This window comes from Mesorhizobium sp. M7A.F.Ca.CA.004.04.2.1, assembly GCF_004022825.1.
Taxonomy (GTDB): domain Bacteria; phylum Pseudomonadota; class Alphaproteobacteria; order Rhizobiales; family Rhizobiaceae; genus Mesorhizobium.
The window spans coordinates 1-11,012 of the sequence record NZ_RZPH01000082.1 but is presented as its reverse complement, the minus strand read 5'-3'; the positions used below and the strand labels follow the sequence as shown (position 1 = coordinate 11,012).

The window sequence follows — 11,012 nt, the reverse complement described above, 5'->3', positions numbered from 1 at the left end:
GCACATGACGGTGGCCAAGAACATCGGTTTCCCGCTGAAGATGGCCGGCGAGGACAAGGCGACCATCGACAAGAAGGTGGGAGACGCCGCGCGCGTGCTCAACCTGACCAACTATCTCGAACGCAGGCCCGGCCAGCTTTCCGGCGGCCAGCGCCAGCGCGTCGCCATCGGCCGCGCCATCGTGCGTCAGCCGACCGCCTTCCTGTTCGACGAACCGCTGTCCAATCTCGATGCGGCACTGCGCGGCACCATGCGGCTGGAGATCAGCGAGCTGCACCATCAGCTCAAGACGACCATGATCTACGTCACCCACGACCAGGTCGAAGCCATGACCATGGCCGACAAGATCGTCGTGCTGAACGCCGGCAACATCGAGCAGGTCGGCTCGCCGATGGAGCTCTACAAGACGCCGAAGAACCTGTTCGTCGCCGGCTTCATCGGCTCGCCGAAGATGAACCTGATCGAAGGCACGCCGGCTGCCAAAAACGGCGCCAAGACCATCGGCATCCGTCCCGAACACCTGGAGATCTCGACCACAGCGGGCGAATGGAAGGCGGTCGTCGGCGTCGCCGAGCATCTCGGCTCCGACACCTTCCTGCATGTCCAGGCCGATGGCGTCGGCCCGCTGACGGTGCGCGCCGACGGCGAACTCGGCGTCCATCATGGCGACACCATCTATCTGACGCCCGACAAGGCCAAGCTGCATCGCTTCGGCGCCGACGGGAAGGCAATCTGAACATGCGGCTGGCCGGCAAATCCGCGCTGATCACAGGTTCGGCCCGCGGCATCGGCAGAGCCTTCGCCGAAGCCTATGCCGGCGAAGGCGCCACCGTCGCCATAGCCGACATCAATCTCGAGGCGGCGGAGAAGACGGCCGCCGAGATCGGCGGCAAGGCCTATGCGGTCAAGCTCGACGTCACCGACCTCGCCTCCATCGAGGCGGCGGTGAAAGCCGTCGAGACGAAGACCGGTGGCCTCGATATCCTGATCAACAACGCCGCTCTTTTCGATCTGGCACCGATCGTCGAGATCACCAAGGCAAGCTACGATAAATTGTTTTCCGTCAATGTCGCCGGCACGCTGTTCATGCTGCAGGCAGCCGCCCGCTCGATGATCGCCGCTGGCCGGGGCGGCAGGATCATCAACATGGCGAGCCAGGCCGGACGACGCGGCGAGGCGCTGGTCGGCGTCTATTGCGCCACCAAAGCCGCCGTCATTTCGCTGACACAGTCAGCGGGGCTCGACCTGATCAAGCACCGCATCAACGTCAACGCGATTGCCCCTGGCGTCGTCGACGGCGAGCACTGGGATCACGTCGATTCGCTGTTCGCCAAATATGAGAACCGGCCGAAGGGCGAGAAGAAGAAGCTGGTCGGCGAGGCAGTGCCGTATGGCCGCATGGGCACGGCGCAGGACCTCACCGGCATGGCGGTTTTTCTCGCCAGCAGCGACGCCGAATACATCGTCGCCCAGACCTACAATGTCGATGGCGGCCAGTGGATGAGTTGAGGGCGGGGGACGGCCTCTGCTCCTCGTCCCTCCGCGGGGAGCAGAGGCCGACATCAGCGGGCGCGTAGCCAGTGCCACCCCTTATCCTCTCCCCAACCGGGAGAGGAGCGTAACGAAGGCCTAGATTCGGCCAAAGGGTAAAACAGATGACCGTGAAACTCTCGTCCTCAAACCTCTCCAAACTGCCCGCTGAGGTCGCCGGCCCGAAGTATGACCGCGCGACATTGAAGGCCGGCATCGTGCATTTCGGAGTCGGCAATTTCCATCGCTCGCATCAGGCCGTCTATCTCGACGATCTGTTCAATTCGGGCGTCGGCCATGACTGGGCACTGATCGGCGCCGGCGTGTTCGACGGTGAAAAGATCGGCCGCGGCAAACTGGAAGAGCAGGACTGGCTGACCACGGTGGTCGAGCAGGACAGCGGCCATATGAGCGCCCGGGTCACCGGCGCCATGATCGACTTCCTGATGCCCGGCGATGCGGCCGGCATCATCGAACGGCTGGCCGACCCGGCGATCAAGATCGTTTCGCTGACCATCACCGAGGGCGGTTATTTCATCGATCCGGCATCCGGCGTGTTCAACCCGACCCACCCCGACATCCTCGCCGATGCGCAGCCCGGCGCGACACCGAAGACGGTGTTCGGCATCATCCTTGCCGGGCTGGTGCGGCGGCGCGATGAAGGCACCGTGCCGTTCACGGTCATGTCGTGCGACAACATTCCCCACAACGGCCATGTCACCTCGGACGGCGTCATCGGCCTGGCCCGTTTGATCGACGAGGATCTGGCGAACTGGGTCAGCGAGCATGTCGCCTTCCCGAATGGTATGGTCGATCGCATCACGCCGGCGACCACCGACCGCGAACGCGGCATCCTCGCCAAGGACTTTGGCCTTGAGGACAACTGGCCGGTGTTCTGCGAGCCGTTCCGGCAATGGGTGCTGGAGGACCATTTCACCGGCGGCCGGCCGCCGCTGGAAAAGGTCGGCGTGCAGTTCGTCAAAGACGTTGCGCCCTACGAATTGATGAAGATCCGCATCCTCAATGGCGGCCACGCGACGATTGCCTATCCGGCCGGCCTGATGGACATCCATTTCGTCCATGAGGCGATGCAGGAGCCGCTGGTGAGCGGGTTTCTGGCCAAGCTCGAACGGGAGGAAATCATTCCGACCGTGCCGCCGGTGCCGGACACGGTCCTGGAAGATTATTACCAGCTCATCGAGAGCCGCTTTTCCAATCCCAAGATCGGCGACACGGTGCGCCGGCTCTGCCTCGACGGCTCCAACCGCCAGCCGAAATTCATCATCCCGACCATCGCCGACCGGCTGAAGGCCGGAAAGAGCGTCGCGGGCCTGGCGCTGGAATCGGCGCTATGGTGCCGCTACTGCTTCGGCACGACGGATAGCGGCGCCGTCATCGAGCCCAACGATCCGAGCTGGGGCCGGCTGCAGGCAACGGCAAAAGCGGCAAAGGATGCTCCCGCCGCCTGGCTTGCCATGGAGGACATCTATGGCGATGTCGGCCGCGCGACGGCGTTTGTCGAGGCCTTCGCCCATGCGCTCAACGTGCTGTGGGCGAATGGCGCGCGCGCGACGCTGACGCGCTACCTCGCCGGCAAGCTCTGAGAGCCATTCTCGGCCATGACGCCTGAACTGGTCATCTTCGACTGCGATGGCGTGCTGGTCGACAGCGAGGCGCTCTCCGTCTCGGCGCTGCTCGGCATGGTCAAAGTCGCCGGCGGCAGCGTCAGTGAGGATGCCGCCTACGAGCATTTCCTCGGCAGGAGCATGAAAAGCGTGCGCGAGATCCTCGGCCGCGACTTCGGGCTCGATATCACAGACCTGCACCTGACCGAGATGCGCGTCGAACTGATGCGCAAATTCCGCGAGGAGCTGAAGCCGATCGCCGGCGTCAAGAAGATACTGCCGAAGCTTGGGCTGCCGTTCTGTGTCGCGTCCTCGGGCACGCTCGACCGCATCCGCTACGCGCTCGACGTCACCGGATTGCTTGGGCTGATGGAGCCGCACCTGTTCAGTGCCACCATGGTGGCCAAGGGAAAGCCGGCGCCGGATCTGTTCCTGCATGCCGCCGCCAGCATGCGGGCTCATCCGCGCAAATGCCTCGTCGTCGAGGACAGCCCGGCCGGCATCATTGCTGCGCGCGCGGCGGGGATGCGCGTGTTTGCCTTCACCGGCGGCTCGCATGCCGGCAACCCGACCTTGAAAGCGCGGCTTGCGTCGAGTGAGCCGGACTTTATATTCGCTGACATGCTGCAATTGCCCGATCTGATTGCAGGCCTGGGAGCGAGAGACAGAGCATCTTGACGAAACAGTTCGTTTGCGCGGTCGATGTCGGCACCGGGAGCGCTCGCGCGGGCATTCTCGACACCACAGGCACCTTGCTCGGCCGCGCCGAGCGGCCGATCGCCATGAACCAGCCGAAGCCCGATCACGCCGAGCATGATTCGCGCGATATCTGGTCGGCCGTCTGCACCGCCGTGCGCGCTGCCCGCGAAAAAGCCGGTGTCGAGCCTGAGGACATTGTCGGCATCTCCTTCGATGCCACCTGTTCGCTGGTGGTGCGCGACCGGCAAGGCGGCCAGCTCAGCGTCTCGGTCACCGGCGACAAGCGCTGGGACACCGTCGTCTGGCTCGACCACCGCGCCATCGCCGAGGCCGACGAATGCACGGCAAGCGGCCACGCCGTGCTGAATTACATCGGCGGCGTCATGTCGCCGGAAATGGCGACGCCGAAGCTGATGTGGCTGAAGCGCAATTTGCCGCGGACGTGGAATGAAGCCGGCTATTTATTCGACCTGACCGATTTCCTGACCTGGCAAGCGACGGGCTCGCTGGCCCGCTCGCAATGCACGCTGACCGCCAAATGGACCTATCTGGCGCATGAGGAGACAGGCTGGCGGCGCGATTTCTTCGAACTCGTCGGCCTCGACGATCTTTTCGAGCACGGCAGCCTGCCGGAAAAAGCCAGCCCGGTCGGCGCCGATATCGGTCGATTGACGGCGCAAGCGGCGGCCGAGCTTGGGCTGAGCGAGAAATGCCGGGTCGGCGCCGGGGTCATCGATGCCTATGCCGGCGCGCTTGGCGTGCTCGGCGGCTTTGCCGGCGACGAACAGGACATCGGCCGGCATTTGGCGCTGATCGCCGGCACATCGAGCTGCGTGATGGCGATGTCGCCCGATCCGCAGCCTTTCGCCGGCGTCTGGGGGCCATACTACGGCGCGGCGCTGCCGAGACTGTGGCTGTCGGAAGGCGGCCAGTCGGCGACCGGCGCCCTGCTCGACCACATCATCCGCTGGCACGGCGCCGGCGGCGAGCCGGATGCCGCCATGCATGCGAAGATCGCCGGGCGTGTCGCCGAGCTGCGCGCCACCGAGGGCGACAACCTCGCCGCAAGGCTGCATGTGCTGCCCGACTTTCATGGCAACCGCTCACCGCTCGCCGATCCGCATGCGGTCGGCGTCGTCAGCGGGCTGACGCTGGACTCCTCCTTCGACAGCCTGTGCAAGCTCTACTGGCGCACCGCCGTCGGCATCGCGCTCGGCGTGCGCCACGTGCTGGAGGCACTGAACGAAAATGGCTATCTGATCGACACGCTGCACGTCACCGGCGGCCACACCAAGAACCCGCTGCTGATGGAGCTCTATGCCGACGCCACCGGCTGCACGGTGATCGAGCCGCTGGCCGACGAGGCGGTGCTGCTCGGCACCGGCATGATCGCCGCCACCGCAGCCGGGCTGTTTCCCGACCTCAACGCCGCCTGTCTTGCCATGCAGCAAGGCGGCCGGACGCGCCCGTCGAACCCGAAATCATCAGGGCGTTTCGAGCGCGACTACAAGGTTTTCCTCGAGATGCACCGCCAGCGGCGGATGCTGGACGCGATCCGCTAGAGCATCGGGGCCGGTCGCTGGCTCAATCCGTTCCTGTCCCTCCTCTCTTGCCTTCATGTCGCGTTTCGTCCAGAAGCTGACGCAAACGCCGCGAAACCGAAGGTTTTGCCGTTTGACATGCGGCTTCCGGCTCTGGCCGACGTGCCGTAGCTGGAAAGAGCGGAACAATGTCTGCGATCGAAGCCGGCGCTCGCGCGCCGGAAAGTCTTTGGCGTCAGGAAATCAGGGCGACGCTGGCGCTTGCCTGGCCGATGGTGCTGACCAATCTCGGCCAGACCGCGATGACGGCCACCGACGTCATGATGATGGGTCGTCTGGGGCCGGATACGCTGGCCAGCGGCGCGCTTGGCGCCAACCTTTATTTCATGCCGCTGATCTTCGGCCTCGGCCTGATGCTGGCGACCTCGCCGATGATCGCCACCGAGCTCGGCCGCCGCCGCTATTCGGTGCGCGACCTGCGCCGCACCGTGCGCCAGGGCCTGTGGCTGGCGATCCTGATCTCGATTCCGATCTGGCTCGTGCTTTGGCACGGCGAAGGCATTCTGCTGGCGATGGGCCAGGACCCGGCGCTCGCCCGTCAGGCCGGCATCTATCTGCGCTGGCTCGAATGGGCGGTGCTGCCGTTCTACGGCTATATCGTGCTGCGCTCGTTCATCTCGGCGCTGGAACGGCCGGGCTGGGCGCTGGTCATCGTCTTCGTCGCCGTCGCCTGCAACGTCTTCTTCAACTGGGTGTTCATGTTCGGCAATCTCGGCGTGCCGGCAATGGGCATTGCCGGGTCGGGCCTTGCCACCTCGCTGTCCTCAGCGCTGATGTTCATCGGCATGGCTGCCGTGGTGATGCTGGAGAAGAAGTTCCGCCGCTACCGTCTGTTCGGGCGCTTCTGGCGGTCCGACTGGCCGCGCTTCAAGGGTCTGCTGCGGCTCGGCCTGCCGATCGCCGGCATTCTCGCCTTCGAGGTGACGATCTTCAATGCGGCGGCCCTGCTGATGGGCCTGATCGACGCGGATTCGCTGGCCGCGCACGCGATCGCCATCCAGATCGCCTCGATCTCCTTCATGGTGCCGCTCGGCCTCAACCAGGCGGTGACGGTGCGCGTCGGCCTTGCGCACGGCGCCGGTAATCCGGAAGGCGTTTCGCGCGCCGGCTGGACCGCTTTCGTCATCGGTGTCTCGTTCATGGCGCTGATGGGGCTGGTGATGATCCTGTGGCCGCATCCGCTGATCAGCGCCTTCATCGATCTGGGCAATCCGGCCAATGCCAGGGTGATCGAACTTGCCGTGTCGTTCCTCGTCTTCGCGGCGCTGTTCCAGGTCTTCGACGGCGCCCAGGCGGTGGCCGCCGGCATGCTGCGCGGCCTGCACGACACCAAGGTGCCGATGATCTATGCCGCGATCGGCTATTGGGGCGTCGGCCTGCCGCTCGGCGTGCTGCTCGCCTTCCATTTCGGCCTGCATGGCGTCGGCATCTGGATCGGCCTGTCGACGGGGCTGGCCGTGGTGGCCGCGCTGCTTCTGGCGCGCTGGCTGCGGCGCGACCGGTTGGCGCCGCCGCTGGAGTTTGGGCATTGAAACAGGACAGTGCCGGTTTGGCGGCCGCTATGTCCCAATATTGTAGCTGATTAAGCGGCGCCTGCAGAAACGTTCGTGCCGTGAGCCGGCGCTTGGCACCGAGGCAATGAACGTCTCGGCCGAGAGCGGAACTATGTTCCCTTCACGATTCTCGGCTTGCTCGGCCGGCGGGATTGAGCTGCGCTCTCGAGGGCCTGGGCCAACCGCTTCTCGTCTTCGATGGCGCGATCGACTGCCTCAATTTCTTCCTGGAGCGCCTTCAGCTCGGCTCCGTAGCTGGAGCCATCGCTGTCCCCTATCTGAAAGCCACTTGCCCGCATTGCATCGCGGGTATGGTGCACGTTGCGGACTCCTTCGCGTCGGGTTGCGACCAGGATTTCCCGGAACTCTCCAAGACGTTCAACGTGATTGCGAGTCATTGCGTTCTCCTATTTCGTCGTCATCGTCGCCGACGGCGATTCAGAACGGCTAAAAACTACGGCGCAGACCGTTTAAGTGAATACGGGAGATACTCTCGACAAAGCATGAGTGCGGAAGCTCAAATTTGAACGTCTTGCAACAAGTTGGAGCGCGGCAGCGGAGATGGCTCGGGACCCGAGCCGGTCGGCGCATGGGCAACCCGGCCGTCCTCGAACCGCGCTTCAGCTTGTTATCTGTTCGGCGACAGCCTCTTCGAGGCCGGCTGCGGCTTGAGCGGCGAGACCGCGCGCCGCCGCCTGTGAATCGTAAAACTCCTCGAGCGCATGAACCGTGCCCCACCGCAGCGTGAACACGTGGAGACCACGGTTGATGTAGGACGTATCGCCGTTGAGCAGGGTTGCGGTGCCATCCCACTGGGCAAACACGGTGGTATGCCACGGCCAACCCTTCACCCAGACGTGGTTGACCGTGAGATGGAGAGTGGGCAGAACACGGCCGAGGCGCTCGAACCAGCGGCGCAGGGCTTGCTTGTCGTGGCGCTCCCCACCAAGCGCGTGGGCGCCACCAACCCGGTGATGGACATGCGGCGCGATGGCCTTCACCGCCGCGTCCCAGCGATGGTTGTTGACGTCGTCGAAGCTCTGCCGGATCGATTTCTCGACAAAATAGCTGTAAAGCATGTGACCTCTCTCCGAACTTATTGGTGGCGCGCCGTTCCGACGCGAGAGCCCCGGCCAGCATCGCGCGGCCGCGGGCCTGCGCGTCAGGTCAGGGCATTGTCGCGTCGGCTCGCAGGGATGTGTCAGTCTCGGTCGAGACCGTCACTTCCTTACCGGACCTTGAGAACGCGTAGAGCGAGCCCGGGTAGCCCGGTATGGAAAACGACACAGCGTCACTGTTGGCGAGGCCCATGACAACCCGCAGCGGATCACCCCCGGCCTTCGGTGCGAAAGTGGCGGTGACCTCAAGCAGGTCGCCGCGCGGAACGTAGTAGGCCACCATGTCCAGGTGTCCCTGGTGCAGGCTGCCGCCTTCGATCGGGCGTCCGATGGTGGCTTCCTCGGCAAGAGCCGGGGTTGCAAGAAACAGCGCTGCCAGCAGCGAGGCGCTCAGGGTTTTGGGGATCATCTCATTTGTCCTTTTTTAGATTGCGTTCACCCTCTATATAGGGTATAGATTACGAATGCAATCTAAAAAGGAGATGACGATGCGTGTGAGTCGCACTCAGGCCGCGGAAAACCGCGAGACCGTGATCAATGTGGCAAGCCGGCTTTTTCGGGAGCGCGGCTTTGACGGCATCGGCCTCAAGGATCTGATGAAGGGTGCCGGGCTGACCCAGGGCGCCTTTTACAAGCAATTCGAGTCGAAGGACGATCTGGCGGCGCTGGCGTCCAGGCGCGCGATGGAAAGCGCCACCCACAAATGGTCGGCCGCGACCGCCGCACATCCTGGGAGCCCGCTCGACGGGGTGATCTCATTCTACCTCAGCATGGACCATCGCGGGGAAAAGATGGACGGCTGCCCGGTCGTTGCGCTCGGCTCGGATGCGGCCAGGCAAGGTGCCGAGGTGAAGGCATCATTCGAAGTCGGCATCAAGGCGTACCTTGAGATGCTCGGCGGTTGGGTTGGCGAGGGCGACAGCGAAAAGACCGGCAACAAGGCAATGGCCGTTCTCTCGACGATGGTCGGCGCGGTCGTGCTCTCGCGGGTCGTCAACGACCCCGACCTTGCACAGGCTTTTCTGGATGCGGCGGCCGATCAGGTTCGCGAAGCAGTCGCCGCTTGAACGGCGCGAGCAGCGCCGCCGGCACACCAAGGACAGGAGAGCAGATGCAACGGATTGTCGTCACGGGCATGGGAGCGGTCACGCCCCTTGCCGCCAATGTCGAAGCGTCCTGGTCACGCCTGCTTGCCGGCCGGTCGGGCGTTCGCAGGCTTCCTGACGATGTGGTGGGAGATCTGCCGGCTAAGATTGGCGGCGTGGTTCCCTCCCTGGGCGAAGATCCGGAGGCTGGTTTCGATGCCGATGCCGTCCTGTCGGCGAAGGATCAACGCAAGGTGGACCGGTTCATTCTCTTCGCGCTGGCCGCGGCGGAAGAGGCGCTGGCGCAGGCGCAATGGAAGCCTGCCCTGGAAACCGATCGCCTGCGCACGGCCACGATCATCGCTTCAGGGGTCGGCGGGTTCCCCGCCATCACCGAGGCGGTGCGCACGGTGGACCTGCGTGGCGCCCGCCGCCTGTCTCCCTTTACGGTGCCGTCCTTCCTGGTAAACCTCGCGGCGGGCCACATCTCGATCCGTCATGGTTTCAAAGGTCCACTCGGCGCACCGGTGACGGCATGCGCGGCGGGCATCCAAGCGATCGGCGACGCCGCCCGCCTGATCCGCGCCAACGAAGCCGACATCGCCGTATGCGGCGGAACGGAAGCGTGCATCAACACCGTCAGTCTCGGCGGTTTCGTCGCGGCGCGCTCTCTTTCAACCGGCTTCAATTGGGCGCCGGCTCAAGCCTCGCGCCCTTTCGACACATCGCGGGACGGCTTCGTCATGGGCGAAGGAGCCGGCGTGCTGGTCATCGAGGCATTGGACCACGCGTTGGCGCGCGGCGCAAAGCCGTTGGCTGAGCTCGTCGGCTACGGCACAACCGCCGATGCCCACCACGTCACCTCCGGACCAGAGGACGGCGACGGCGCGCGCCGGGCCATGCAGATCGCGATTGCCCATGCAGGGATTTCGCCACGCGAGGTTCGTCATCTCAATGCGCATGCGACATCAACGTCAGTCGGCGACCTGGGTGAGATCGAAGCGATCAAGAGCGTGTTCGGGCGCGATTTCGCGATAGCTGTCAGCGCCACGAAATCGGCGACCGGACATTTGCTCGGAGCGGCCGGCGGGCTTGGTGCGATCTTCGCAATCCTGGCGCTCAGGGATCAGGTCGCCCCGCCAACCCTCAACCTTGGCGAGGCCGATCCGGCCGGCGACGGAATCGACTTCGTCGCAAACGCGCCCCGGCCCATGGAGATGGAGTACGCGATCTCCAATGGCTTCGGCTTTGGCGGCGTGAATGCCAGCGCCCTGTTCAGACGCTGGAACTAACCGGTGGCCAGACGCAGTCATGACCAACGCCCTTTGCCCCGGCCTCTCATGCTTTTCCCAATCCGATCCAACGCAAAGAAGGATATGATTTCCATGAACAAGACCAACCCTGGCGTCGCCCTGGTCACAGGGGCATCTTCCGGCATCGGGCGCGCTACCGCCGATGCCTTGCTAGGCGCCGGCTTTCGCGTCTTCGGAACCAGCCGTCGCGCGGCCTCCCGGCCATCCGCCGGCGTTACCATGCTGACCTGCGACGTGACCGACGACGCGTCCGTTGCGACAATGGTCGATGACGTTCTGGCCAAGGCCGGACGCATCGACCTGCTTGTCAACAATGCCGGCATGGGCCTGTTTGGCGGCGCAGAGGAGTCCTCGACCGCCCAGGCTAAGGTGCTGTTCGACGTGAACGTCTTCGGCGTCTTGCGTGTGACCAACGCGGTGCTGCCGGCAATGCGGCGCCAAGGGAAGGGCAGAATCGTGAATTTGAGTTCGGTGCAGGGGCTCATCCC

12 protein-coding genes are annotated in these 11,012 nt (G+C 64.6%); 9 read left to right on the top strand and 3 right to left on the bottom strand.

The window, feature by feature from the left end; translation table 11 throughout:
• The 6 genes from EN893_RS06140 to EN893_RS06115 form a co-directional block, all read left to right on the top strand.
• Window positions 1-736: ABC transporter ATP-binding protein (locus EN893_RS06140; protein WP_164900731.1), on the top strand; the 736-nt coding region annotated here is incomplete at its 5' end.
• 2 nt (window positions 737-738) lie between these two features.
• Complete coding sequence (locus EN893_RS06135; RefSeq protein ID WP_127268861.1) at window positions 739-1,509, top strand: L-iditol 2-dehydrogenase; 771 nt, start codon at window positions 739-741, stop codon at window positions 1,507-1,509.
• A 146-nt stretch (window positions 1,510-1,655) separates the two neighbouring features.
• Entirely contained in the window at window positions 1,656-3,134 is a 1,479-nt protein-coding gene (locus EN893_RS06130; protein WP_127272483.1) for a mannitol dehydrogenase family protein, read from the top strand.
• A 15-nt stretch (window positions 3,135-3,149) separates the two neighbouring features.
• Window positions 3,150-3,833 carry an HAD family hydrolase gene (locus tag EN893_RS06125; protein WP_127268441.1) on the top strand — a complete coding sequence of 228 codons (684 nt, stop codon included), beginning with the start codon at window positions 3,150-3,152 and terminating at the stop codon, window positions 3,831-3,833.
• Window positions 3,830-5,416, top strand: coding sequence for an FGGY-family carbohydrate kinase (locus EN893_RS06120; protein WP_127268440.1), 1,587 nt, complete (start codon window positions 3,830-3,832; stop codon window positions 5,414-5,416). Before EN893_RS06125 ends, EN893_RS06120 begins: the two co-directional genes overlap by 4 nt.
• A 167-nt stretch (window positions 5,417-5,583) precedes the next feature.
• Window positions 5,584-6,987, top strand: coding sequence for an MATE family efflux transporter (locus EN893_RS06115; RefSeq protein WP_127268439.1), 1,404 nt, complete (start codon window positions 5,584-5,586; stop codon window positions 6,985-6,987).
• A 131-nt stretch (window positions 6,988-7,118) separates the two neighbouring features.
• Here the strand turns inward: EN893_RS06115 and EN893_RS06110 are convergent, their stop codons facing one another.
• The 3 genes from EN893_RS06110 to EN893_RS06100 all read right to left on the bottom strand — a co-directional run bounded on the left by EN893_RS06110 (window position 7,119) and on the right by EN893_RS06100 (window position 8,535).
• A complete protein-coding gene (locus tag EN893_RS06110; protein ID WP_127268438.1) occupies window positions 7,119-7,406 on the bottom strand; it encodes a hypothetical protein in 288 nt (95 codons plus the stop codon).
• 222 nt (window positions 7,407-7,628) lie between these two features.
• The gene (locus tag EN893_RS06105) at window positions 7,629-8,087 is read right to left on the bottom strand and encodes a nuclear transport factor 2 family protein (RefSeq protein WP_127268437.1); all 459 of its coding nucleotides are present in this window, start codon (window positions 8,085-8,087) and stop codon (window positions 7,629-7,631) included.
• An 88-nt stretch (window positions 8,088-8,175) separates the two neighbouring features.
• A complete protein-coding gene (locus EN893_RS06100) occupies window positions 8,176-8,535 on the bottom strand; it encodes a hypothetical protein (RefSeq protein ID WP_127268436.1) in 360 nt (119 codons plus the stop codon).
• A 79-nt stretch (window positions 8,536-8,614) separates the two neighbouring features.
• Here EN893_RS06100 and EN893_RS06095 point away from each other — a divergent pair, with 79 nt between their 5' ends.
• From EN893_RS06095 to EN893_RS06085, 3 genes are all read left to right on the top strand, one after another.
• Window positions 8,615-9,193 (top strand): TetR/AcrR family transcriptional regulator, encoded by a 579-nt coding sequence (locus EN893_RS06095; RefSeq protein ID WP_127268435.1) that lies wholly within the window; start codon window positions 8,615-8,617, stop codon window positions 9,191-9,193.
• A 44-nt stretch (window positions 9,194-9,237) separates the two neighbouring features.
• On the top strand, window positions 9,238-10,503 hold the full coding sequence (fabF, locus tag EN893_RS06090) for a beta-ketoacyl-ACP synthase II (RefSeq protein ID WP_127272586.1): 1,266 nt from the start codon (window positions 9,238-9,240) through the stop codon (window positions 10,501-10,503).
• A gap of 93 nt (window positions 10,504-10,596) precedes the next feature.
• A partial coding sequence (locus EN893_RS06085; protein WP_128361450.1) for an SDR family NAD(P)-dependent oxidoreductase occupies window positions 10,597-11,012 on the top strand: 416 nt, incomplete at its 3' end.

What these genes read in the sequence shown, in the direction of transcription:
- EN893_RS06135 (WP_127268861.1), top strand. Translation starts at nt 739, where the DNA reads ATGCGGCTGGCCGGCAAATCCGCGCTGATCACAGGTTCGGCCCGCGGC.
- EN893_RS06130 (WP_127272483.1), top strand. Translation starts at nt 1,656, where the DNA reads ATGACCGTGAAACTCTCGTCCTCAAACCTCTCCAAACTGCCCGCTGAG.
- EN893_RS06125 (WP_127268441.1), top strand. Translation starts at nt 3,150, where the DNA reads ATGACGCCTGAACTGGTCATCTTCGACTGCGATGGCGTGCTGGTCGAC.
- EN893_RS06115 (WP_127268439.1), top strand. Translation starts at nt 5,584, where the DNA reads ATGTCTGCGATCGAAGCCGGCGCTCGCGCGCCGGAAAGTCTTTGGCGT.
- EN893_RS06110 (WP_127268438.1), bottom strand. Translation starts at nt 7,406, where the DNA reads ATGACTCGCAATCACGTTGAACGTCTTGGAGAGTTCCGGGAAATCCTG.
- EN893_RS06105 (WP_127268437.1), bottom strand. Translation starts at nt 8,087, where the DNA reads ATGCTTTACAGCTATTTTGTCGAGAAATCGATCCGGCAGAGCTTCGAC.
- EN893_RS06100 (WP_127268436.1), bottom strand. Translation starts at nt 8,535, where the DNA reads ATGATCCCCAAAACCCTGAGCGCCTCGCTGCTGGCAGCGCTGTTTCTT.
- EN893_RS06095 (WP_127268435.1), top strand. Translation starts at nt 8,615, where the DNA reads ATGCGTGTGAGTCGCACTCAGGCCGCGGAAAACCGCGAGACCGTGATC.
- fabF (WP_127272586.1), top strand. Translation starts at nt 9,238, where the DNA reads ATGCAACGGATTGTCGTCACGGGCATGGGAGCGGTCACGCCCCTTGCC.